The sequence below is a fragment of the Streptomyces sp. bgisy130 genome (assembly GCF_057708345.1).
In genome coordinates this window covers 1-22,825 of the sequence record NZ_JBYISA010000060.1, presented here as the reverse complement: position 1 = coordinate 22,825, position 22,825 = coordinate 1, and the positions used below count along the sequence as shown (strand labels likewise).

Genomic DNA, 22,825 nt, shown 5'->3' with positions numbered 1-22,825 from the left:
ATCGCCGTTCTTGCGCGTGCGCACCTCATGAGCCAGCCCGCCCAGCCACGCCAGGTCGTCGCACCCGTAGAGGGCGATTCCGTCCTCGCGGGACAGTCGCTCTCCCGCACCGACCTTCTCCTCCAGCTCACGCTTGAGTCCTGCGTCCATCCCCAACTACCTTCCTCGGTGCTTGATCCTGGCTGAAAAGTGCTCAGGCGCTGATGGCATCGCCTCAGTGGATTCCTTCGGGAGCCGCCCGGGAGACCTGCAACGGCTGCACATTCGCCACTCCGCCGCAGGGCCGGTCGGACGAGGTGAGGAAGGCGCGCGCGGATCTGCGGGAGCCGGTCTGCCGCCCGTGTCACCCGGCCGAACCGGCACAGGTGTGACAGTCCGGCACCGGCAACGCCGACGGCCCCTCTCATACTCGCCGAGGCCACTATGGGGAAATCCCCATATCTACAACGGGTTTGCTGGTAGGCACGGCGCCGGACCCCCGCGCCGACAGCCGAACGAGCCCCGGAGGGAACCCATGACCCAGCGGCTGACGATCGCGCACTCACCGTGCCCCAATGACACCTTCGCGTTCCACGCCTGGACGCACGGGCTGCTTCCGGAGGCTCCCGGCCTCGCGGTGACCCTCGCGGACATCGACGTCACCAACGGCCTCGCGGAACGCGGCGGTGCGGATCTGCTCAAGATCTCCTACGCGGCCCTGCCGTATGTGCTGGACGAGTATGTGCTGCTGCCGTGCGGCGGCGCACTGGGCCATGGCTGCGGGCCACTGGTCCTCACCCGGTCCGAGGACGGCCCGGCCGGCTCCGGACCGAAGTGGCTGGCGGGGCGGCGGGTGGCGGTGCCCGGCGTGCGCTCGACCGCGTATCTGCTGTTCCGCCTGTGGGCGGCGCGGGCCGTGCCGGGCGGAGTGGGGGACATCGTGGTGATGCCCTTCCACGAGATCATGCCCGCGGTCCGGGACGGCGAGGCCGACGCGGGGCTCGTCATCCACGAGGCCCGCTTCACCTACCGGCAATACGGGCTGCACCGCCTCGCCGACATGGGCGAGGAGTGGGAGGCCGGCACCGGCCGGCCGATCCCGCTCGGGGCGATCGTCGCCAGAAGGGCCCTCGGAGAGGAACAGCTGCGAGCGGTGGCCCGCGCTGCCGCCGACTCCGTCCGCTTCGCCTGGGATCACCCGTCGGCATCCCGTCCCTATGTCCTTGAGCATGCCCAGGAGATGGCCCCGGACGTGATCGAGCAGCACATCGGGCTGTATGTGAACGACTACACCGCCGACCTCGGCGAGGGTGGATACGCGGCGGTGCGGCAGCTGCTCGGCAGGTCCGCCGCCGAGGGTCTCGTCCCGGCCGTCACCCCCAGTGCACTGGAGTTCCCGGGCACCCGCTGGGCAGCGTCTTCCGAGATCTCGCGTGGTGGATCATGATCGGGTGATAACTGGCGTCACATCGGTGCCCCTGCCCGGTCCGCTACCCCTCGACGGTCACCGGCACGGCCTGCGCGCAGACCGCATCGACCAGTTCCATCGTGGCGACCGCGTCCTGCCGCCACCGGGCCTCCCGGGGCGAGGCCGCAGCGCCACCGGCGGCCACGGCCGCGGCGAACCCGGCGAGCGACCCGTTCAGCTGGTCCGCCGCCGGGAGCGTGAATTTCTCGACATGGTCCTGTTCCTCCAGCATCAGCACCGGCTGGTACGCGGGCGGCGGGGTGAACGCCCGGCCCACCGTGAGCTTCGCCCCCTCGCCCCACAGGGAGTAGGACGAACCGTAGGCGTGCTCGAAGCCGAACTCGACGCTCGCCAGCACGCCGGACGGCGACACCAGCAGCGCCTGGCCCGACAGATCGAGCCCGTCGGACTGCCGCACCCGCGCCGTGGCGCCCGCCACCCGCAGCCCGGGACCCAGCAGCATCGCGGCCGCCCGCAGCGGATACACCCCCGCATCAAGGAGTGCCCCGCCACCGAGACCGGGCACATACCGGATGTCCTCCGTGGGCAGCGGTGGGAAGCAGAAGGCACTGCGGAAGGAGCGCAGTCCTCCGAGCCGTCCTTCGGCGATCAGGGCCGCGACCGCGTCATGCTGCGGATGGTGCAGGAACATGAAGTTCTCCCGCAGCACCAGGTCACTGTCCTCGGCCAGCCTCACTACGGCACGGGCCTCGGCGGCCGTTGTGGCGATCGGCTTCTCGACCAGTACGTGCTTGCCCGCGTGCAGTGCCCGGGCCGCCCATTCACCGTGCAGCGACGGCGGCAGGGAGATGTAGACGGCGTCGATGTCGTCGCGTTCCAGGAGTGCTGCAAGGGAGGAGCCGGCGCAGCCGAATTGGTCGGCGAACCGCTGCGAGCGCTCCGGGCTGCGGCCGCCCACCGCGACGAGTTCGGTCTGCGGGCAGGCCGCCATCGCCGGCAGCACCCGCCGCCATCCGAAGGACGAGGTACCCAACGCGCCGAAACGCACAGGTTTCGCCGCGGCAGTGTCCACGGCCGCACGATCGGGAGCCGGGCCGGTATGTGCGGACAGCGGCTGTGGGGGAGTGCTTCGCTGGGCGGTCACGGAGTCATCCAATGGAATTCCTGGGATACGGAGGCGGGGCGGTCTGGCACCACGCCGGGGCGGCTCCAGCCGCGCGAAGGTGTCCAGCGCGAACATGTGGGGAGTGGTGTCCAGCGCACCGCGCATTCGGCTCGTGAACCATGACTCCTCCGTTGCTGTTGGTGTCACCGGGACGCCGCGCTCGGAGCCCGTGCGCAGCGGGGGCAGCACCGGGTACGACGGGCGGCCGTCGTAGACCGAAGACTTTGGTCCGGTTCGGGAAGCGGGACGTCGGCGCCGTGCCACACGGCGGGCGGTGGCCGGTCGAGCATGCGGTCAAGGGCAGGGTCCGCACTACGAGGCGTGCCGACGGCGCCCCAGGGCAGTAGTGCATGCCATGGCGACTCCCCTTTCGGTGTGGCCCGAGCCCGCTGACAGCCACAGCCCAGCACGGACCGGTGAGAGGAAGCCAGCTCGGTGGGGGAACTCTAGGGAATTGCCAGTCAGGGACGGCCTGGTGGAACGGCGCCGGGAGGGTGCCTTCGTGGCCCGGTCGGCCGGGTGGGCGGCGGCCAGCCGCAACCCATGCACGTAGTCGTGGGCGACGCGTTCCCAGTCGCGCCACACCAGGCGAGCGCGCGGATCCAGCAGCATCCAGCGCGCCATGCTGCGTTCCCGGCCCGGTCCTTGTGCCCGGCTGTGGTGCCCGCGGGGGCGAACGCTCGCGTCCTGGAGCTCCACGGCGGCTCCGTCACCGTCTTCGAACGTGACGCTGCCACCGGCGTCCGCCCCCAGGGCGGCAGCCTCGACATCCACGGCGGCACCGGTCAGGTCGCGCTGCGGGCGGCGGGCCTGCTCGACCGGTTCCGCGCCCTGTCCCGCCCCGAAGGCCAGGTGTGGCGCGTGGTCGACCCCGTCCCCCGACGGACTGCTGAGCAAGCCCCGGCACCACACCGGTCAGGACGACAACACTGCCCGGTGCCGGTGCGGACCGTCTCCGGAAGAAGGCCCGTCCCCGGAGGCGGTCCCTGATGGCGCACTCAGCCAGGCAGGCACCCTGGCAAGCGCGGTCCCGGCACGCTATGGATGGTAAGAGTCCGAATCACGGTGGCCGCGCGGCAACGCGCAGCACAACCACTGCGCAAGGAGACGCCCATGGCCGGACAGCAGCCCCTGACGATCAGCACTGTCGACTACCACACCGGTGGCGAGCCCTTCCGTATCGTCAGCGAGCCGCCCGTCGCCATCGAAGGCGCCACCGTCGCCGAACGCCGCCTCTTCGCCATCGCCGACCCCGACGTGGACCACCTGCGCAAGCTGCTGTGCTCGGAACCCCGCGGGCACGCCGACATGTACGGCGGGTTCATCACGCCGCCCGACGACGAGGGTGCCCACCTCGGGGTGCTGTTCTGGCACAAGGACGGCTTCTCCACGGCCTGCGGCCACGGCTCCATCGCGCTCGCCGCCTGGGCCGTGCACACCGGCCTCGTGGAGCGCGACCCCTCGGGCACCACCACCGTCGTCATCGACGTCCCCTCCGGCCGGGTCACCCTGCACGTGCGCACCGACGGCGAGAAGATCACCGGCATCGACTTCGTCAACGTGCCCAGCTACCGCCTCGCCGAACAGGTCACCCTCGCCACCTCACTCGGTGACGTCACCGTCGACATCGCCTACGGCGGCGCCATCTACGCCCACCTCGACGCGGCCGGCGTCGGCCTGGCCGTCACGCCCGAGCACTACACCGACCTCATCGCCATCGGGCGGGAGGTGAAGTGGGCGCTGAACGACACCGAGTACGCCCGTCACCCCGCCGACGACCGCCTCAGCGGCATCTACGGCACCATCCTGTATGACGACCTCGGCGCCGATGCGGACGGCAATCCGCACCAGCGCAATGTCGCCGTCTTCGCCGACGGCCAGGTCGACCGCTCCCCGTGCGGCTCCGGCACCTGCTCGCGCGTCGCCGTCCTCGCGGCGACCGGCACCCTCAAGCCGGGCCGGACTCTCGTCCACGACTCGATCGTCGGCAGCCGCTTCACCGCCCGCATCGCCGAAGAGCTGACCGCCGACGGTCACCAGTCCGTCATCCCGGTGGTCACCGGAACCGCCTACCGCACCGGCGAGCACCGCTTCGAACTCGACCCCGACGACGACCTCGGCACCGGCTTCGTCCTGCGCTAGCGGGCGGCCCCTGCTCAAGCGCCGCGGTGGCTCATGCGGCGTGACGAAACCCGCCCCGGCCGCGGCGGATCACGCGAGGTGTGCGGGCGAATCGGCAGACAGAGTGGCGCGTGCCGAATGGTGAAGGATCAATTTGGCCCTGAGCGACGCTGCCTCGGCGGCCGGCGCCGGGCGCCGGTCAGTCCTCGTACTCGTCTGTTTCCCGTGCCAGGCGCTCGTCGAGGTCGCCCGCCCACTGCTGGGCCCAGCTTCTCAAGGCGGTGATGGCGTCATCGGTGAGGCAGTAGGCGGCGAATTCCTCGTCGTCGTATCACTCGGCGCCGGCCAGACGGTCGCGCAGGTCATCGAGGCGGAAGGCGTCGTGTCCGTGGCGTTGGCCGAGCTGTTGGAGTTGCGGGCGGGTGTGGCGTTCGGCGGCGGCGTGGGCGTCGATGAGGTCCCGGACAGCGCCGCAATCGGCCAGGGCGCGGACTTCGGTGCCGATGGCGTCGTCGAGTGAGTGGACCGGGCCGTACTCGGTGTCGCGCGGCGGCGACCACAGGTTTTCCTAGAGGATGTCGACTTCGCATGCCGCGCCGTCGGCGCCGGTGGCCACGAGGCGGGCGGAGAGCGGGTCGGTGCTGATCACGGTGACGTGCGCTTAACTGGCCTCCAACACCCCTGCGTTGGGGGCCAGTTCGCTATTGAGAGGAAGCAATGGAATCTGCGGAAACCATGCAACACAAGGGAAAGCTCCGTGTGTCGGATGCCTGGTGGCTCACCGCCGCCGGCGCCCTCGGTGTCACCTCCCAGCTCATCACTTTCATCATTCGCACCGACGTCGCAGAACGCACAGGGTGGATCCTCTATTTAACGGCCTGGATCCCCCTCATCGCGGGTCTCATCCACTACAAGGCCAGCCGCAACCAGCGAGCCTTCCACCACACACGCATGGCATCCTTGCCGATGCTGCTTGCCGGTACGGTCATGATTGCCTTCCATTGGGACGGCTTCCCGCTGAGGTAACCCGCAGACACGCGAAGCGCCTCATTGGCCGATAGGGCAATGCCCGAAGAACCAATACCGGCAGCTTCGCGTTCCCGGAAGACTCTTGTTCGGCCGATCGGATCCTCCGGTCCAGGCGCGGCCGCCACGTCCTCTTCCTTCCCGCGGACCGGCCGCGCCTCCAAGCGTCCGCAGACCGGACATCGCGGTGGTCAAGGTGCCCAGGCTCACGTAGACGAGCGGGCGAGCGGAGGGGGTACGCGGTCCAGACACCGGGAAAGGGCGGTCCCACATTCCGTGATGGGGCGCCGGACCGCGCGCACCGAGGACGGTGCGCCTCGAAAAACCACTGGACCGGCGCGGGGGTGAGCATCGCAGGCAGTACGGGTGCGCCCTGCCCGTGTTGTTGGTGAAGGGAGGCCAACGCGGGCGCAATGTCTCGTTCGCATTAGTCAGCCATACCGTTCCGTCATCATCACACACACCGTCTGCGCGCCCACGCTGGTGGCGCTGCTCCCCGCGAGGCCCGGCCCGGAACAGCGCCCGACGCGGGGCCTCGGCGCGACTTACGGCGTCCGAGAACCTGGAGGGGATCCGGCCCCATTCTCCGTTTAGGCAACGTTTATTGACGTAGCGTTTCCTGAGGACGGGGTTAGAGGTATTAGGAGTTCACTCTGGCCCCTTCTCCAGAAAGGGAATAGGGACATTTTTACCAAATCGGGATTCCTTAGGGTTGTTGCCCTAGCCGCAGGCTCAGCTGCCCTGGCAGTCACGTCTCCCCAGCCTGCGGCAGCCACACCAGCCTCAGTGCACACCAGGGAGGCCCATGCGGCAGAGCCTGTGGTACTCACGTGCAACACCAAGCCCTTGGGAGCCACGAGTACCGCATTCATCACCAACTGGACCTCGCCGAGTTCAACAGTCGGCATCTCTATAGATATTGCGGACAACAGGACTGACGGCCGCTACGCAGCCGTTCGGCTCATTGCCATCGGAATGAACGGGAGCCGCTCTTACAGCAATTGGCTCAAGGCCACCGGTGGCTACGGTGACTACAAATCTTGGAAGGGAACCAGCAGCAACAAGACTGGTCTTGACCACATCCAGCTTGAGGTCGCCACGTTCAAGGGCAAGCGCATGATGTCGCACTGCACCGATATAGCGTAGCCACACCCTCGTCAGTTGCGCCCTTACTCCGTGGAGCTGGCGCTCGCTGGCCCGCCCCGTCCGATGAAATCGGACGGGGCTCGTCGCGACTTACGGCACCCAAGATCCTGGATCGCCCGAAATCCGTATCCTCCCCATCAGGGGCGAGCGGCCATGGCGACCAAGACGAAGTGGAAGGACCGCCGCGCGGCTGCTGTGGCGAGTGCGGATGCCGCATCTTCCTGGTCGGCCCCGCGCTTGAGAGACGGCCTGTGCAAGCCCTGCCGCGCTGAGGGGTCCGTTGTGGCAGCAGAACAGCGCCCTTCGACGGGACCTGCGGGTTGCTCCGGTCGAGGCACAGTACCGTGCGGCCGTGACGCACTGCCGAACCGCGGAGTCTGCGCCCGGCACCTGGCGGAGGAGCTTGCCCTGGCTGGGGCAGAGGCGTGTTGATGCGAGAGTCGCCCTGTCGGGCAACGTTCTGCCCGCCCGGAGGCTGCCGCCTTCCGCGCCGCCTTCGGGCGAACTGGCCGGCTGCCTCACCCAGTCCAGGCGACCGCCGAGGTGGTGGACGTGCCTGCGAAGGAGTAGCGGAAGTAGCCGTCCGCCGTGGCTCACCTCGTTCAGGAGCGCGGACAGGTGGTTGGGGCGAAACGGCTGGCCCGCCCGGCGCCAGCGGGATGCAGGGTTGGTAGCGGTTGTTGCGGTTCGCGATGTGCTCCAGCAGCGGGGCTGCGACCGGTGCAGGGACGGGCGAGGCGGGCTCACCAAGTCGTAGCAGCACCGTGTCGCCGTCACGGATCACGTCATCGATGCTGAGCCCGACGATGCGGCTCACGGGCCCATGGCACGGACAAGGACGACGTTGTGCTCGTGTTCGCCGAGGCTTGCACACAGGCGATAGACAGGGCGAAAGGTGCCGACAGGTACGACGACTGGTGATCGTTGAGGGGTTCTCCACCGACAGGTGGAGAACCCCTCCTAGTGAGCCATGTCACTTGCCGGGGGTGCATAGCGGGGCAGGGGCCAGTGTCTTTATGAGGGTGTAGGGGCGTGTTGAGGTGAGGGGGACGCTGATGGGGCAGTTGCGGGCCGATGAGTTCGACCGGTTCGTGGCGGCTCGGTGGTCGGCGTTGCTTCACCTGGCGCGGCTGTTCACCGGTGGAGACCGGCACCGGGCTGAGGACCTGCTGCAGGAAGCGCTTGTCAAACTGTGGTTTGCCTGGCCGAAGGTGGCTGAACAGGCACCCGAGGCGTATGTGCGCAGGGTCTTGGCCCGTGCTGCGGCTCGCTCGGCCCGGCGTCGCTGGTGGGGCGAGCACCCTGTGGACCAGCTGCCCGATCCGCCCGAGGTGGCAGATGAGACCGCTGCCGTGGACGAGCAGACCCGGTTGGAGGCCGTGTTGGCGTTGCTGCCCGCGCGGCAGCGGGCTGCGGTGGTGCTGCGCTACTACCAGGACCTGCCCGAGCGGGATGTCGCGGAGGTACTGGGCTGTCCGGTGGGTACCGCCCGTTCACTGACGACCCGCGGCGTTGCACGGTTGCGTCAGCTTCTGGCTGAGGCAGAGCCGGTGGAGTGAAGAGGGAGCTATGGATCACTTCGAGCAGGAGCTGGCGCGGATGATGCGCGACAGTCAGGAGGACACGCTCTATGAGGACCGGCACCGAGACCGACTGCACGCCGGCGTTCGCGCACGTCGGCGGGTTCGAGCGGCCTGGACGGCCACCGGATCCGTGCTGACCGTTGCGGGACTCGGAGTCGGACTGATGGTCCTGCCAAGCTCTTTCGCTCAGGACGACCCCACCGGCCCTCAGCACCGCCCCGGTACTCCTGCGGGGTCTGTCCCGATGCCATCGACGCCCCGTCCCGTGCCCACTGACACGGCCCCGATGCCGACTTGCACGTCAACCACCCGGTCGGTGCCGATGCCGTATCACTTCTCGACCGCCGCGCCTTCGATGCCCACTCGTACATCACCCCTCAAGCCAGTTCCGATGCCGACCTGCACCTCAACTACCGGTCCAGTTCGGACGCCGAAACCCACCTCGACCGCCAGGTAGCGCCCTGGCCGCGTTCAAGCAGTGCGATGGACGTGTACAGAAGCCCAGTGTGCGTACACCTGGGCGAGAGGGAGACGGCGACTTCGTTTGCGCGCGCACCGCGCCCTGGGCAACCAAGTCGGCCACGGGGCCTGCCTCGGATCCCGCCGAGCGGGCGAGCTCCGCGCAGTACAGCCGCTAGATATTCATCGATCCTCAAGACCGTCGCCTCCGGCCCTGAAAGTGGCGGGAGGCGCAGGAGGCACCGTGCTCACCGCGTTCGCCCGAGCGTTCAAGACGCCCGACCTGCGCAAGAAGCTGCTGTTCACATTGGGCGTCATCGTGCTCTATCGGATCGGAGTGCATGTTCCGGTCCCGGGGGTGAATTACGCGAACGTCGAGCTCTGCATGGAGCGGCCCCACGCCAACAGCGGGTTGTTCGGCCTGGTGAACATGTTCAGCGGTGGTGCGCTGCTCCAGGTCACGATCTTCGCGCTGGGGATCATGCCGTACATCACGGCGAGCATCATCCTCCAGCTGCTGACCGTGGTGATCCCGCGGCTGGAGGCTCTCAAGAAGGAGGGCCAGTCCGGCCAGGCGAAGATCACCCAGTACACCCGCTATCTGACCGTGGCGCTCGCCGCCTTGGAGGGCACCGGTCTGGTGGCCGCCGCCCGCGCCGGTACGCTCTTCCCGGGCTGCACGCGCCAGATAGTGCCCAGCGGCTCGGTCTTCATCGCCATCACGATGGTTATCACGATGACCGCCGGCACCTGCCTGACCATGTGGCTCGGTGAGCTGGTCACCGGCCGCGGTATCGGCAACGGCATGTCGATCCTGATGTTCATCTCGATCGCAGCTCGCTTCCCGGGCGCACTGTGGCAGGTCAAGCTCGAGGGAGAGCTCGCCGGCGGCTGGATCGAGTTCTTCGCGGTGATCGCGGTGGGCCTGGCGATGGTCGCCCTGGTGGTCTTCGTCGAGCAGGCGCAGCGGCGGATCCCGGTGCAGTACGCGAAGCGCATGATCGGCCGCCGGTCCTACGGCGGTACGTCCACTTACATCCCGCTCAAGGTGAACCAGGCAGGCGTGATTCCCGTCATCTTCGCGTCATCGCTGCTCTCCATCCCGCCGCTCATCGCACAGTTCAGCGGGTCGAAGGCGGCATGGGCGACGTGGATCGCCACCAACTTCACCAAGGGAGACCGCCCCGTTTACATCGCCGCGTACTTCCTGCTGATCGTGTTCTTCGCCTTCTTCTACGTGGCCATCAGCTTCAACCCCGAAGAAGCTGCCGACAACATGAAGAAGCATGGTGGCTTCATCCCGGGTGTACGGGCTGGTCGCCCGACGGTGGAGTACCTGAGCTACGTGCTCAACCGGATCACGTGGCCGGGCTCGCTGTACCTGGGGCTGATCGCGCTCGTACCAACAATGGAGTTGGTGCTCTTCAACGCGAACCAGAACTTCCCGTTCGGCGGAACAAGCATCCTCATCATCGTGAGTGTGGGCCTGGAGACCGTGAAGCAGATCGAGAGCCAGCTTCAGCAGCGCAACTACGAAGGGTTCCTCCGCTGATTCTTCTGATTCTTCGACGTGGGTGGATCGCTCTGGGACCGACCGATGACCCGGAGGTGTGGGGTGGCGCGGTCGAAGTCGTGGGATCGGCGGCAAGTATGTAGGATTCCGTGGCCCGTCACCGCTATAGCGCCCACGACAGCCATACCACCAAGATGACAGGGACCGCGAGGGCTACCGTGCCCAGCGCCACTCCAGCTCGTGCCCGACGACGGTTGGCTCCCTCATCGCCCCGCATTCGGTACAGGCCAGTGAATCCGAAAACAATCGCGCAGATCCCGAGGGGCACAGTGAGGTACACGGGGATGTAGCGGATCCACGGCGGCAGGAAGTGGAGAAAGGGACTCCCGTACAGCGCAAGAGCGGCTGAGCCCAGTACCAGCGAAACCATGCCCGTATCCCCACGCCCGACCTGGGCTTCCTCGGGGCGCTCAGCGGAGTTCATGACCTGAAGCTAAGTGGCCCGCGAACCGGCGCCACATGGGCGCGATGACTCATATCGGCCTAAGTACCTGCGTGCAACTTCTCAGTTCGATGCCACTACGGCCGCTCATCAGCTGTCTTCGAGCTGGCTGATCCCTCCAGGTCGGAAGCAGCGGACCTGCGTCCCGGGCGGCGCTGATGGTTTCCGAGCCCTACGCGGGTGTTGGCAGACCAGGCTCAGGCCGCCATGAAGCGGCCCAGCTCGCGTGACTTCTGCTGAACGGCGACTGCCCACTCCCTCTCAGAGGGATCCGGGGCCGTCGGGACCTGGACATCCTTGACGCCGGCGACCTCGGCGAAGCCTGCTGATTGCCAGTTCACCTCGATGCCTGCTCTCTCCGCCAGGACCAGCACCGTGGCAACGAACCCCTCGGCCAGGGCAGCCATGACGGCGTGACTCGTTCTCCGGTGCCATGTGAGAAGGGCATCGACGAATGCTTTGAACACGACCGGGTCGATCTGGCACTCGTCAGCCTGCATGGGGCCGATGCCGGACGGCAGACCCAGTTCGGCCTGATAGACGCTCAACTGGCTCATGAACAACCGGGAGGCCCCGTTGGACGGGTTCCACAGGGTCTGGTCACCCAGGTCGTAGTACTGACTCAATGCGGCCCCTTCCTTCTGGTCGTACCGGCCAGCGTCATGAGCACATGACATTACGGCCAGTCAGCCCTCCACGAAAAGTGAGCCAGAACCCGAGAATGGACAGCATAAGTGGGTGGGCATGCCACGCTTGGCTGAATCCGACGCGGTTCTCCCGAACTGGAGGCCATCCAGGCACCAGGATGGGGCGCGATGAGTGCTGAGACCCTCCGCCATGTAGTGATCCTCCGCCACGCGAAGAGCGCCCGGCCGCCGGTAGACGATCACGAACGTCCGCTTGCAAAGCGCGGTCGAAAGGATGCACCCGTCGCCGGCCGCTGGCTGGCACGCTCCGGCATCACCCTGGACCTGGCGTTGTGCTCGACGGCTGCGCGCTGCCGCGAAACCTGGGAGCTTGCTGCGCCCGAGCTGCCGGAGAGACCGAGGACGTCGTACGAGGAACGCGTGTACGAGGCGTCTCCGGGTGAGCTGATTGCTGTCCTGAACGAGGTATCCGACGAGGTCCACAACCTGCTGCTCATCGGGCACAACCCCGGGGTACAAGGTCTCGTCGACCTCCTCGCGAGCGAGGCAGAAGATGACGCGCTGGCACGATTCCACCGTGGCTTCCCCACATCCGCGATCGCCGTACTCACCCTCAACGGCTCCTGGCAGGGCGTTGAATCGGGTGCCGGGCGGCTGATTGCCTTCTGGGCCCCGCATGCCTGATTGACCTCCACCCTGCCCAGCGCGCCAAGCTGTTGCCCCATGCCGCGCCGGGTGCCGAAGGCCGTCCAACGGCACCCGGCCCGTCATCCGCTCATTCACCGCTGCTGAGGAAGGCCCGCAGTAGGCGGCCACAGCACCGGTAAGGTGTCCGACGGGTCGTGTGACGGGAACACGCCTGATCGGTCACCCCGCGGCGGGCTCCGTCGCCATCACACGCACTGGGCGCGTCTCCGGCAGCAGCGCGAAGCAGCCCAGACTGAGCAGGGCGATCCCCGTCAGATACGCGGCCACGCCCCAGGGAACCGGGCCGCCCCGCTGGGCGAGTGCCGTCGCCACGATCGGCGTCAGCGCCCCACCGAGGACCCCGCCGAGGTTGTAGCCGACCGCGGCCCCCGTGCAGCGCACGCGCGGCTCGTACAGCTCCGGCAGATACGCGGCGATCACAGCAAACATCGTGATGAACGACAGCAGCGCCCCCAGGAAGCCGAGGAACATCAACAGCGGTGCCCCCGTGGCGAGCAGCGCGACCATCGGAAACATCCAGACGGCCGAGGCCGCGCATCCCGCCAGGCACAGGGGCCGCCGGCCGAAGCGGTCGCTCAGCAGCGCCGCCAGCGGTGTGCATGCGGCCTTCACCACCACCGCGGCCATGATGCAGGTCAGCATGACAGTACGGCTCACGCCCAGTCGTTCCGTCGCGTAGGCGAGAGACCAGGTCGTCACGGCGTAGAAGATCGCGTATCCCACCGCGAGCGCGCCGGCGGTCAGCAGAACGAGCCGCCAGTGGTCGCGCACCACGTTGACGATCGGCACACGTGCGTGATCCTCGATTTCACGGAAACGCGGACTCTCGGCGAGCGACGACCGCAGCCACAGCCCCGCCAAGGCCAGCAGGCCGGCTGCCCAGAAGGGCACGCGCCACCCCCAGGATGCGAACTGCGCGTCGGACAGCGTCGCCGAAAGCGCCAGCATCACGCCGTTGGCGAGCAGGAACCCCAGTGACGGCCCGACCTGCGGAACGCTTGTCCACAGCGCGCGCCGTTCGGCGGGCGCGTGCTCCGCGGTCAGCAGCACTGCCCCGCCCCACTCCCCGCCGAGCCCGAGCCCCTGTAGGAACCGCAGGACGAGCAGCAGCACGGGAGCGGTCACCCCGATCGTGTCGTACGTCGGCACGCAGCCGACCGCGACCGTGGAGGCACCGGTGAGGAGCAATGACGCGAGGAGAACCGGGCGTCTGCCGTGCCGGTCCCCGATGTGCCCGAACAGCACCGAGCCGAGTGGCCGGGCGACGAAGCCCACGCCGAAGGTTCCGAAGGCGGCCAGCGTCCCGGCGACCGATGAGAACGTGGGAAAGAACAGCGGCCCCAGGACCAGCGCCGCAGCGGTCCCGTAGACGAAGAAGTCGTAGAACTCGATGGCAGTCCCGGTGAGTGAGGCGGCCGCGAGCCGCAGCATGGAGGGCGCCCTTACGGTGCGTACGTCGTGCATACCACTTCAATTACCCACGGTGACAACGGTTACGCGAGCGCGGGGGCGCGGACGTGGGTTCGTACGTCACGTCGATGCGTCCAGCGAGACCATGGACGCGGATCGTGCCCCACAGGGGGACGACAAGCCGGCGGTCGGTGGGCCCGCCGCACAGGTCGTGATGACCCCGCGGATGTCTGCGCTCGGCCGGCTGAGTGCCCATCACGTGATCCACCGGACACCTCCTCCGGACCACGAGCACCTGGCCGAACTGCGACTGCCGCCGTGCAAGAAGCGGTGGCGGCCCTCCTGCGAGATCCACCTTCCCGATGGGACGGTGCTGCGCGGGCGGCAGGGGACGGTGCCGTCGCTGCTCCTGTGCCTGGGGGTGCTGCCGTTCGTTCTGGTGTATCTGGTTGCCCTGGCGTTCTCCGACTCACCCGCCGGTGCCACTACTGCCCCGCTGCGGACGGCTTGGAAGCGGCCGGGTGAGCTCTTCGGCCGGGCGGCCCTGACCGAGTCCGCGCGTGGCCGGTTCCGCGTTCAAGGCGGCAGGCTCGACCACCGGGTGGCGTACGCGCAGGCGGTGGCGAAGTACTGGGAGCGGTAGTGGCACAGGGCGCGGCCTCATCGCCGACACCACCGAGGAGAAAGCGTGAGCGTCCTGATCAACCCCGCGGACCTCACGTACGAAACCGACCTGGAGGTCGAGACCAGTCTCGATGGAAAGCGGCAGCCTGGCTGGGCTATGTGTGGACCGTCGCGGCGAATGCCGGCTCCGGCGCCCGACACCGGGCTCTTCATGGGCGACGACCTGCTTCTGGACCTCAAGAGCACCATGCGAGCTCAACCGACGTCCGCCCGGTGGGCTTGATGCACGCAGAGGCTGTGGACCTGCTCGGGATGGAACCGGCCCCCTACCTCATGAGTGGCGTCCGGTGGCGGCGATGGAGGTCGCGCGCCCTCCTTTGGCCGACGGTGGCGTGGTCGTGACGGTCGTGCGGAAGTTTGTGCTGCCGCGCCTCCGCCTGCGCGAAGGTCAGCAGGTCGACCGCCGGCCGTGTGCGCCCCTTTCACGCCCTCCCGCTCCGGCCTGCGCCCCGCGAAGATGCTGCCCATGCCTGATCCGCACTGCAACAACTGCTGCCCCGTCGAACCGCCCAAGCCTGAGACGCCCGTACCGTGGCCGCTCGGGGCGCTGCTGTGGCTCGGCATCATCCTCGGCGTGGGCGGCGGCGCCTACGTGTGCGTGATGTGGCTGATGGCCAGCGCCTTCTGACGCACCGAATCCTCGCCGTCGTTGGCCGGCCCGGGGGCGTTCTCATGCCACAGCGCCTAGTTGTACTGACCGGGGACGTTAGTCAATCGTGTGAACGGCGGCTGACTGCCACACGCGGTGTGCGGACGGTGATGGTTGTACTGGTGGAGCCAGCCGGACAGTGCGTCTCGTCGTTCTTGCTCGCTGGTGTAGCAGCGGGCGTAGGCCCAGCCGTCGGCCATGGTGCGTTGGAAGCGCTCGACCTTCCCGTTGGTCTGCGGACGGTAAGGGCGCGTGAACTTCGGCGTGATCGACAGCGCGTCGCACGTGTCCCGCCACAGGTTTGACCGATAGGCACCTCCGTTGTCCGAGAGCACCCTCTCGATGGTGACGCCGCGCGCGGCGAACCACTCCACCGCGCTGTGCAGCACGCTGACTGCGGTCATGGACGTCTCGTCATCGTGGACCTCGGTGTATGCGACGCGAGAGTGGTCATCGATGACGGTGTGCACAAATGCGTATCCGAGCTTCGGGCCGCCGTAGGCGTTGCGTGACTTGCCAGGAGTCGCGGAGCGGTGTTTTTCGCCTTGGCGGCGACCGACGTAGCGCCAGCCGCCGCCGTCGGGGATGTTCCCGAGCTTCTTCACGTCCACGTGCACCAGCGATCCCGGATGGTCGTGCTCATACCGGCGGACGGGCTCGCCGGACGCGCGGTCGACGTAGGCGAGTCGGTTCAGGCGGGCCGATCGCAGGATTCGGTGCACTGTCGACGGGGCGATGTTGAGTCTCGCAGCGAGCTGGACCGGCCCTTCCCGCAGACGTAGTCGTAGGCTGACGCACCTCTTCGTCACGGTCTTGGGTGTCTTGGCCGGCGAGCTCCGCGGTCGTGAGGATCGGTCCTGCATGGACTCGTCTGCGAGGTAGCGGTCGAGCCAGCGCTTCACGGTCGGCCAGGACACCTGGAAGCGGGCCGCGACTTCGCTGACTGGCCAGCCGTCGTCAGCGACGAGTCGAGCGACTTTCAGCCGGTGGCGCGGGGTGAGGGCCGCGTTCGAATGCGACATTTCTGAGCTCCTGGACAGGCTGAAGGGCCGGCCATGGTGTGTGGCCGGCCCTTCAGCCTGGAGACATGTGGGTAGGGATTGTGCGGCTCAGTCGACTGGGGAGACTCGGATGAGGTTGCCGTCGGGGTCTGTGATCACGAACGTGCGGCCGAAGACAGCATCATGCGGCTCCTGCACAACGTGGACCCCCTTCGAGGCCCACCTCGTGAAGATCTCGTCGATCGCCTCCGGTGGCCCCGGCACCATGAGTCCGATCTCGGTCGTACGAGGGGTGCTCGGGACCGCGTGCTCGCTGTAGCCCGTCCACAGCGCGAACAGGACACCGGGGGCAGCTTCGAAAGCTACGTAGTGGGGACTGGTGAAGGTCGGTTCGATCTCGAACAGGTCACTGTAGAAGGCGGTGGCGGCCTCGGCGTCGCGGACGCCGATCAGGAACAGGTTCGGTGTGGGCATGGAGCGCTCCTCAATTCGTTGATTACTCGGTACAGCACCCAGTGGATCGCCCCATCGCGACAGAACCTGTCATCTTTTCTGAGAACATGGGTCAGCATGAAGGCTTCAAGGCTCCTGCATCTCCTGTTGCTCCTGCAGACCCGCCAGCGGCTCACTACGACGGAGCTCGCCGCGCGTCTTGAGGTGTCCCGGCGTACTGTGCTGCGGGATGTCGAGGCGCTCTCGACAGCGGGTGTGCCCGTCTATGCCGAACGCGGGCGTAACGGCGGGATCGTCCTGCTCCCCAGCGCACGGCTCAACGCATCCCATCTGGAACCACCAGAGCTGGAGGCCCTCTCCGTAGCTGGCTTGGACAGCGCACAACGTGAGCGAATGGGCCTGTCTGCGGTGTGGGAGTCGGCGGAGCGCAAGATCGCCGCTCGCCAGGCTGCAGCACCTGAGTCGCCGAGCCCGCTGCGGCTGGCGGACCTGGTGCTTGTCGACAGCGCCGCGTGGTTTGCTGCCCCCGAGGCAGCGGTCGATGTATCGGATCTGGCCTCGGCCCTGCGACACCGTCGACGCCTTCGAATCCAGTACCGGCGCAGCGCCGAGAGCCATGCCTCGACACGGGTGGTTGACCCGTACGGGATCGTGGCGAAATCAGGTCGCTGGTATCTCGTCGCCGATGACCAGGGGGACAGCCGGCTGCTCGCTCTGGAACGACTTTCGGCCTTCGAACAACTCGACGCGCCAGCCGTACTCCAAGCAGACGAAAGCCTCCGCACCAGATGGGCCGCGTTGAAGAAACGCACCGAGGGGCAAGATCGTGTGAGCGTGACCATCCGCCTGCCGGAAAATGGCCTCGATCTGGCGCGACGCATCCTCGGCACCCGCATCCACCATGTCTCCGACCCGGAAATCGGCTCGCGCGTCGTCATCGTGCGCTACCCCGAGATCGAGTCGGTGCGTCAGCTCCTCCAGTTCGGCGACCACATCGAGGTGCTCGCCCCAGAGGCGGCCCGCACACGCATCAGTCAGCTCGCCAGGGACCTGGCTGACAGACACTCAACCCCCGCAGCCTGATTGCCGATCAGAACCCCTGCTCTCAATCAACGTCTCCGGTCAGTACACCTAGTTGTGGCGTTGAACAGTCCGTGAGTACCCCTGCCGCCCTGCTACGGCCAGCAGAAGTGGGGGAGGTTGCCGACTTGCGGCGCCGTCTCCGCTCGCGTCGCCCGCCACCACGGCATGGCTGCCACCGGCAGCCAGCCCGATCCCAGACATCATCCCCAACAGCGCGAACACCACCCAGGATTCGGAACTCCGCATGAGGTCCGCGATGGGACGGTCACCGTGCCGGCGTCCCCGGCTGGCTCCAGATCCACGGGCCCGGAAGGTGTCCGGACGAGGAACATCCCGTGAAAACAGGGAAGTTGTGTCAGTGACAAGGGGCACACTGAGAGCAAGCAGACGTGTGAGCCCGGGGGAGTGCGATGGACATCAGGTTCGAGCTGATCGGTCCGGACAGCCGGCAGGAGCTGCGGTCGCTCTACACCTGGCTGTGCGACGACCGTTCGCTGCGCGGCCGGATCCCGATCGAGCCGGTGCGCGGACCGGCCAGGCCGGACGAGATGGGCGGCGACCTGGAGGCCGTGCTCGCGCTGGTGTCCACGCTCGCGACGCTGGCGCAGCTGCCGTTCTCCTACGCTGCTTGGCGGGACGGGCGCAGGCCTCGGTCCCAGGTCATCATCCAGGCCGTGGGCGCTACGCCCGGGGAACTGGAAGCGGTCCGGGAGGCATTCCCGGACGTCTCGGTGCGGCCGATCGCCGGGGACGGTCAAGAGCCGGACCCGGAGCCGGGTCCAGGTACGGAGCAGGAGGCGGGGAGGTGACCGTCGACGGGACGACGGAGGGCACGGGCCCCGAGGACGCGCTGGGGATCGACGCCGCGCGCTCGGCCTGTGTCCTCATCGGCGTCGACCATTACTCCGAACTCGAACCGCTGCGCAGCGTACGGCACAACCTCACCGAACTGGCTGCCGCGCTGACCGACGAAGCGATCCTGGGTATCCCCGCGGAGCGGATCACAACGGTCCGGAACCCGGAGTCCGCGGCCGCTCTTGTCGGCCCGATCCGCGCGGCTGCCCGGGTGGCCGCCGACACTCTGATCGTCTACTACGCGGGGCACGGCCTGCTGGACCGTGCGGAGGAGGAGCTCTACCTCACCCTCCCCGACTCCGTCGAGGACCAGCCCGAGACGGCCGTCAGCGACTCCTACATCCGCCGCGCCATGCGCGATCACGGCTCCGCCGAGCGCCGGGTCCTCCTGCTGGACTGCTGCTACAGCGGCCGGGTCCTCAAGGGCGGCATGTCCGTCGCGGACCGTGGCGTGCGGGCATCGGGGAAGACGCTGAAGGGCGTGCGCGGCGCCTATGTGATGACGTCCACGTCAGCGGACCGCAAGTCCCATGCTCCCGACCCCCGCCGGTGTACGGCATTCACCGGTGAATTCGTGGGCGTACTGCGCGAGGGCGTGCCCGACGGGCCCGAGCTGCTGGGGCTGCACGCGATCTTTGAGGCGGTCCGGGACCGGATGGCCGAGCGCCGGTTGCCGCAGCCGCAGGAGCCCCAGGACCGGGACGAGGGCGGGGTCGGCCTCCTGCCGTTCATCCGCAATCTGGCGGTGGTGCCGCCCCTGAGAGTCACCGGCCCGCCTGTTGCGCCGCGCGTGCGCATCCCGCGCCGCGCGCTGGCGACAGGCGCCCTGGTGCTCGGCCTGGTGGCAGGACTCGCCGCACCGCCCGTGTGGCAGTGGGTGCGGGAACTCCATCCCCGCCTGCCGGGCGGTGCCTGCTCGCCGCGGGCCACCCTGCTGAGCTACTCCGACGCGCTCGACAAGCAGCAGGCGTCGGGCGAGACCATCGGCGGCCTCTCCGCGCTCGCGCTCACTGGGCCCGGCCAGGCCCTGGCCATGACGGACAATCAGGCGGGGCGGGCTTTCCCGCTGTGCCTCGGTCCACCGGAGAAGCTCCGCCCCGAGGCCCTGACCGCCAAGACACTGCGCACCCAGAGCGGCACCAAACCCTCCGAGTGGTTCGACGGTGAGGGCCTGGTCGTCGAGCGCGGCGGAAAGACGATCCTGGTCGCCTCGGAGTCCGGGCCCGCGATCCGCCGCTTCAAGATGGCCACGGGCACACAGGTGGGCCCTGACCTGCCCATGCCGCCCGAGTTCCGGACCAGCCCGCAGGGCCAGGGACAGGCCGGGCGAACGATCGAGTCACTGACCGTCTCCCCGGACGGGAGGCATCTCTACGCCGCGATGGAGGGCGCGTTGGCCAAGGACGGTGACTCCCGCGGCCGCAACATGCTCCGCATCCAGCGCTACGTCGGCACCCCGGGCGGCGCCTACCGCCTCGACCGGCAGTACGCGTACCAGGCCAAGGAGGGCATGTACCTCGCTGAACTGACCGCGTCCGCCGATGACCGGCTGCTCGCCCTGGAACGGCAGTACGTGGACGGCGTCGGCAACGCGATCCGGGTCTACGACGTCCCCCTCAAAGGCGCCCAGCCCGTGGACGCGCGCAAGGCGCTCTACGACCAGCCGGCCGATGTGTTTGTCGAGCACAGCCTGCTCTTCGACCTCGGGCAGTGCCCTGCCGGTGACCCCGGTGTCGTCCCCACCCACTCGGGACGGATCGTCAGTCCGCTGCTGGAGAACGTCGAGGGAATGGCCCTCGGCGCGCCGTGGACCGCCGGCCCGCACAAGGGCCAACGTCCGCTGTACCTCGTGTCGGACGACAACACCAACAGCGAACAGACCACCCGTCTCTACGCGTTGAGCGTGCAGCTCCCCTGAGTTCGCCCAGGCAACCCGGTCCGGGCCGGTCCGATGGGGTGCGGTGCGACCGGTTGTGCCCGGTGCAAGATGGAGGGGCTGTCGGAGTGCCTGCCATGGTTCGGCCTGGCATGACTGTGTAGCGGCTTGGAGATCATCTCGGGTGGTCTGTGGAACGTGGAGTCCGGCCTCCGCGGCGGCGGACAAGGACCAGGGCAAGCCACGTCACAGTGCGGTCGATGAAGAACGCCCGGCTGCGCCGGCCTGGCCATCCATCCGGAACTGTGTCCAGTCTGACCATGCTTTTCTCCCCGCCGGTGTCGTGTGCCGTCGAAGGCCGGCCGCGTGGCACCCAAGCTTAAGTTGGATCCAGGGCGTGCGAATTGCCATGCCGGCAACAATGATTGCCATTTTCAACACGGGGGCGCAGTGTGGTTCCTGCCAAGGCAAACGAAAACAGGAGGCTGCACAATGACGGCGCACGAACAGGCTGGGGCCGCACTGGGCTCTGGCGACAACGCACCGCTCAACACCCGCGTCCACCGCATTCGAACCGGTGAGTTGCAGGGCAACGCCGCCATCAGCGGCGGCACCGTCGGTTCGAAGAAGCTCTGGATGGGCCTGGTGGAGAACCCACCCATGAGCGCAACGGACAACCATCATCACGGCGATTCGGAGGCGGGGATCTACGTGGTGAGCGGTCACCCCGTGTTCGTCTACCACGACGGCGCACAGGAGGTGCGGCTCGCCGGCAGCCCAGGCGATTTCTTCCTCGTCCCCCCATTCGTCCCACATCGAGAGGAGAACCCCGACCCGAACGAGCCTGCGGTCGTCGTGATCGCTCGGACCACGCAAGAGCCGATCAAGGTATCCGTGCCCGAGCTGTACCAACTCAACGAGCCAGAAACGCAGTAGCGAGAAGGTCGCGTGCGGCCACGACGTCCCCCACCAGCTGAGAGAACGACTGTTGCTGACCACGGGCCGACCACGCTCCACCTGGCGGACACCCCGGCCTGCCGCGGTGTACTCATGCGGGTCCTGCGCGCGCAGCTCGGCACCGACCTGGCGAACATCGCAGCCCTTACGCACCGGGTCCTGGCCGGTACCTACACAGGGACGCTGCCCGACGTGGAACATCTCGCCCGCACGCTGCGCATGGCAGGCATCGCAGCGGTGGCCGTGGGCCGCTGAGGCGCGGCAGGCGGCTCAGGCGGTGCCGGGGCCGAAGCTACCGTGGGGGAGTGGTGTGCGACGTAGGCGCGGACGGTGACGCCGGCTCTGCCGAGGGTGCGCCAGGGGCGGAGGAGCCGCTGGAGAGCCACAGTCCGCCGAGCGCGGAGGCGGCCTGGCGGCGGTTGCCTCATCGGCTGCAGTGACCGCATCGACGAAGCCGAGACGGAAGGCTGGCTCGGCGAGGTCGACGGTCTCCAGGTCAGCCTGGCTGGCGCTGAGGAGAAGCGCCGCCAGCTCGATCGGGGCCACGGGCAGCATACGGCCGTGGACCTTGGCATTCCCACCACGCGTGGTGATCGATGAACCCACGAAGGGTGGGATGCCGCATGCCCCTCAACCAAGATCGAGAACAAGTTCAAAGAAGCGTGCGTCAAACGCCCTTCAGAACACGATCAAGTGCCGCCCGGCCTGCAGGTCCCCAGTTCGGCTTGCCGCCGGGAAGCCCCTGATCTCCGTTCTGCCCCATGAGCATCAGGAAGAGGCTCTTCAGAGCGGCCAGCCCGCGGGCGCGCCGGATCGCCGCCTCGTCTGCATGCGCGTACATGTCGAAGAACCGTGAGGCCGTGCCCGCGGGTAGCAGTACCCATGCGGCGGCGAGGTCCCACGCTGGATCGCCGGCGAACATGTCGCCGAAGTCGACGATGCCCGAGAGCGTTCCGTCCGAGACGACGACATTCGCGGGATGGAGGTCGCCGTGCACCCACACCGGCGGGCCCTCCCACGCGTGGGCCGCAACGGCATCGTCCCAGACGGCCCGGACATCGGCAGCGATGTCGTCGGGGGCAACGGCCTGGAAGAAGTTCTCGAAGCCGTCCGCACAGTTCTTGGGATGGGCACCGCGGTCCGTAGCGATCGGCGCCTCCGCGGGCGCCTCCACATGGAGCGCCCGGAGGAAGCCCGCCAGCGTGTCGGCCGCGTGGGCGCCGCGGCTGATCGAACCGTGGTCCAGCGGCTCGCCGGGAACCCACGTCATCACGGTCCAGTGCTTGGGGAAGCGCTCGGACGGTTCGCCGAACCGCACCGGGGTCGGCACCGGGAGCGGCAGGCGCGGGGCCAGCACGGGTAGCCAGCGCCGCTCCTTGAGCTGGAGCTCTGGGGTGGGGTCCATCCGCTGCATGCGCACGGCCAACTCGTCCCCGAGGCGCCACATTTGGTTGCCCCAGCCGCCCGGCACCTCGCGGATGGCCAGCCCTGCAAGGTCTGGATGTTGCTCCTGCAGCAGGTCGCGGACCAGGTCTGCGGTGATCTCGATCTCGGTGTCGGTCATGCGAAGCCACAGTAC

General features: G+C 68.0%; 23 protein-coding genes and 1 pseudogene. 16 read left to right on the top strand and 8 right to left on the bottom strand.

Annotated features, from left to right (window positions below; genetic code table 11):
• Positions 1-150 (bottom strand): annotated as a pseudogene (locus tag AC3EUV_RS36380) (aminofutalosine synthase MqnE); the annotation flags it as partial.
• A 364-nt stretch (positions 151-514) separates the two neighbouring features.
• Between AC3EUV_RS36380 and AC3EUV_RS36375 the strand changes: the two are divergent.
• Positions 515-1,426: a 1,4-dihydroxy-6-naphtoate synthase gene (locus AC3EUV_RS36375; protein WP_435604757.1), complete on the top strand. Its 912-nt coding sequence runs from the start codon at positions 515-517 to the stop codon at positions 1,424-1,426.
• Positions 1,427-1,469: 43 nt separating this feature from the next.
• Here AC3EUV_RS36375 and AC3EUV_RS36370 read toward each other — a convergent pair whose 3' ends face one another.
• Complete coding sequence (locus tag AC3EUV_RS36370) at positions 1,470-2,480, bottom strand: Gfo/Idh/MocA family protein (RefSeq protein WP_435604756.1); 1,011 nt, start codon at positions 2,478-2,480, stop codon at positions 1,470-1,472.
• 405 nt (positions 2,481-2,885) lie between these two features.
• Positions 2,886-3,470: an MmyB family transcriptional regulator gene (locus tag AC3EUV_RS36365; protein WP_435604755.1), complete on the bottom strand. Its 585-nt coding sequence runs from the start codon at positions 3,468-3,470 to the stop codon at positions 2,886-2,888.
• Between the two features lie 216 nt (positions 3,471-3,686).
• Between AC3EUV_RS36365 and AC3EUV_RS36360 the strand changes: the two genes are divergently transcribed.
• The 6 genes from AC3EUV_RS36360 to secY all read left to right on the top strand — a co-directional run bounded on the left by AC3EUV_RS36360 (position 3,687) and on the right by secY (position 10,460).
• The gene (locus AC3EUV_RS36360) at positions 3,687-4,715 is read left to right on the top strand and encodes a proline racemase family protein (protein ID WP_432144718.1); all 1,029 of its coding nucleotides are present in this window, start codon (positions 3,687-3,689) and stop codon (positions 4,713-4,715) included.
• A gap of 133 nt (positions 4,716-4,848) precedes the next feature.
• Positions 4,849-5,214: a hypothetical protein gene (locus tag AC3EUV_RS36355; protein WP_432144719.1), complete on the top strand. Its 366-nt coding sequence runs from the start codon at positions 4,849-4,851 to the stop codon at positions 5,212-5,214.
• Between the two features lie 197 nt (positions 5,215-5,411).
• Positions 5,412-5,720 carry a hypothetical protein gene (locus AC3EUV_RS36350; protein ID WP_432144720.1) on the top strand — a complete coding sequence of 103 codons (309 nt, stop codon included), beginning with the start codon at positions 5,412-5,414 and terminating at the stop codon, positions 5,718-5,720.
• 786 nt (positions 5,721-6,506) lie between these two features.
• On the top strand, positions 6,507-6,866 hold the full coding sequence (locus AC3EUV_RS36345) for a hypothetical protein (protein WP_432144721.1): 360 nt from the start codon (positions 6,507-6,509) through the stop codon (positions 6,864-6,866).
• A 1,055-nt stretch (positions 6,867-7,921) separates the two neighbouring features.
• Complete coding sequence (locus AC3EUV_RS36340) at positions 7,922-8,425, top strand: SigE family RNA polymerase sigma factor (protein WP_039638587.1); 504 nt, start codon at positions 7,922-7,924, stop codon at positions 8,423-8,425.
• 727 nt (positions 8,426-9,152) lie between these two features.
• Positions 9,153-10,460: a preprotein translocase subunit SecY gene (secY, locus tag AC3EUV_RS36335; RefSeq protein ID WP_435604754.1), complete on the top strand. Its 1,308-nt coding sequence runs from the start codon at positions 9,153-9,155 to the stop codon at positions 10,458-10,460.
• Positions 10,461-11,120: 660 nt separating this feature from the next.
• On the opposite strand, the gene AC3EUV_RS36330 is transcribed toward secY, so the two are convergent.
• Entirely contained in the window at positions 11,121-11,549 is a 429-nt protein-coding gene (locus AC3EUV_RS36330; RefSeq protein ID WP_435604753.1) for a DUF6086 family protein, read from the bottom strand.
• Between the two features lie 189 nt (positions 11,550-11,738).
• Between AC3EUV_RS36330 and AC3EUV_RS36325 the strand changes: the two genes are divergently transcribed.
• Positions 11,739-12,254 (top strand): SixA phosphatase family protein, encoded by a 516-nt coding sequence (locus AC3EUV_RS36325; protein WP_432144724.1) that lies wholly within the window; start codon positions 11,739-11,741, stop codon positions 12,252-12,254.
• Positions 12,255-12,437: 183 nt separating this feature from the next.
• Here AC3EUV_RS36325 and AC3EUV_RS36320 read toward each other — a convergent pair whose 3' ends face one another.
• Positions 12,438-13,742: an MFS transporter gene (locus tag AC3EUV_RS36320; RefSeq protein ID WP_432144725.1), complete on the bottom strand. Its 1,305-nt coding sequence runs from the start codon at positions 13,740-13,742 to the stop codon at positions 12,438-12,440.
• A 91-nt stretch (positions 13,743-13,833) separates the two neighbouring features.
• Here AC3EUV_RS36320 and AC3EUV_RS36315 point away from each other — a divergent pair, with 91 nt between their 5' ends.
• From AC3EUV_RS36315 to AC3EUV_RS36305, 3 genes are all read left to right on the top strand, one after another.
• Positions 13,834-14,331 carry a hypothetical protein gene (locus AC3EUV_RS36315; protein ID WP_435604752.1) on the top strand — a complete coding sequence of 166 codons (498 nt, stop codon included), beginning with the start codon at positions 13,834-13,836 and terminating at the stop codon, positions 14,329-14,331.
• Between the two features lie 45 nt (positions 14,332-14,376).
• Positions 14,377-14,595, top strand: a complete 219-nt coding sequence (locus AC3EUV_RS36310) for a hypothetical protein (RefSeq protein ID WP_432144727.1) — start codon at positions 14,377-14,379, stop codon at positions 14,593-14,595.
• A gap of 243 nt (positions 14,596-14,838) precedes the next feature.
• On the top strand, positions 14,839-15,000 hold the full coding sequence (locus AC3EUV_RS36305; protein WP_187412855.1) for a hypothetical protein: 162 nt from the start codon (positions 14,839-14,841) through the stop codon (positions 14,998-15,000).
• A 56-nt stretch (positions 15,001-15,056) separates the two neighbouring features.
• Here AC3EUV_RS36305 and AC3EUV_RS36300 read toward each other — a convergent pair whose 3' ends face one another.
• Together AC3EUV_RS36300 and AC3EUV_RS36295 are read right to left on the bottom strand one after the other, a co-directional pair.
• Positions 15,057-16,043, bottom strand: coding sequence for an IS481 family transposase (locus AC3EUV_RS36300; protein ID WP_435604751.1), 987 nt, complete (start codon positions 16,041-16,043; stop codon positions 15,057-15,059).
• Between the two features lie 87 nt (positions 16,044-16,130).
• A complete protein-coding gene (locus tag AC3EUV_RS36295; protein ID WP_432144729.1) occupies positions 16,131-16,496 on the bottom strand; it encodes a VOC family protein in 366 nt (121 codons plus the stop codon).
• 96 nt (positions 16,497-16,592) lie between these two features.
• On the opposite strand from AC3EUV_RS36295, the gene AC3EUV_RS36290 reads away from it, so the two are divergent.
• The 5 genes from AC3EUV_RS36290 (at position 16,593) to AC3EUV_RS36270 (ending at position 21,501) form a co-directional block, all read left to right on the top strand.
• Positions 16,593-17,558, top strand: a complete 966-nt coding sequence (locus AC3EUV_RS36290; protein WP_411133040.1) for a helix-turn-helix transcriptional regulator — start codon at positions 16,593-16,595, stop codon at positions 17,556-17,558.
• A gap of 410 nt (positions 17,559-17,968) precedes the next feature.
• Positions 17,969-18,367: an effector-associated constant component EACC1 gene (locus AC3EUV_RS36285; RefSeq protein WP_435604750.1), complete on the top strand. Its 399-nt coding sequence runs from the start codon at positions 17,969-17,971 to the stop codon at positions 18,365-18,367.
• A complete protein-coding gene (locus AC3EUV_RS36280; RefSeq protein WP_435604749.1) occupies positions 18,364-20,331 on the top strand; it encodes a caspase, EACC1-associated type in 1,968 nt (655 codons plus the stop codon). The genes AC3EUV_RS36285 and AC3EUV_RS36280 overlap by 4 nt, the downstream gene beginning before the upstream one ends.
• Before the next feature lie 450 nt (positions 20,332-20,781).
• Positions 20,782-21,225 carry a cupin domain-containing protein gene (locus tag AC3EUV_RS36275; protein ID WP_435604748.1) on the top strand — a complete coding sequence of 148 codons (444 nt, stop codon included), beginning with the start codon at positions 20,782-20,784 and terminating at the stop codon, positions 21,223-21,225.
• A 114-nt stretch (positions 21,226-21,339) separates the two neighbouring features.
• Entirely contained in the window at positions 21,340-21,501 is a 162-nt protein-coding gene (locus tag AC3EUV_RS36270) for a hypothetical protein (protein ID WP_435604747.1), read from the top strand.
• Between the two features lie 412 nt (positions 21,502-21,913).
• On the opposite strand, the gene AC3EUV_RS36265 is transcribed toward AC3EUV_RS36270, so the two are convergent.
• The gene (locus tag AC3EUV_RS36265; RefSeq protein ID WP_432144733.1) at positions 21,914-22,810 is read right to left on the bottom strand and encodes an aminoglycoside phosphotransferase family protein; all 897 of its coding nucleotides are present in this window, start codon (positions 22,808-22,810) and stop codon (positions 21,914-21,916) included.
• Positions 22,811-22,825 lie beyond the last annotated feature (15 nt).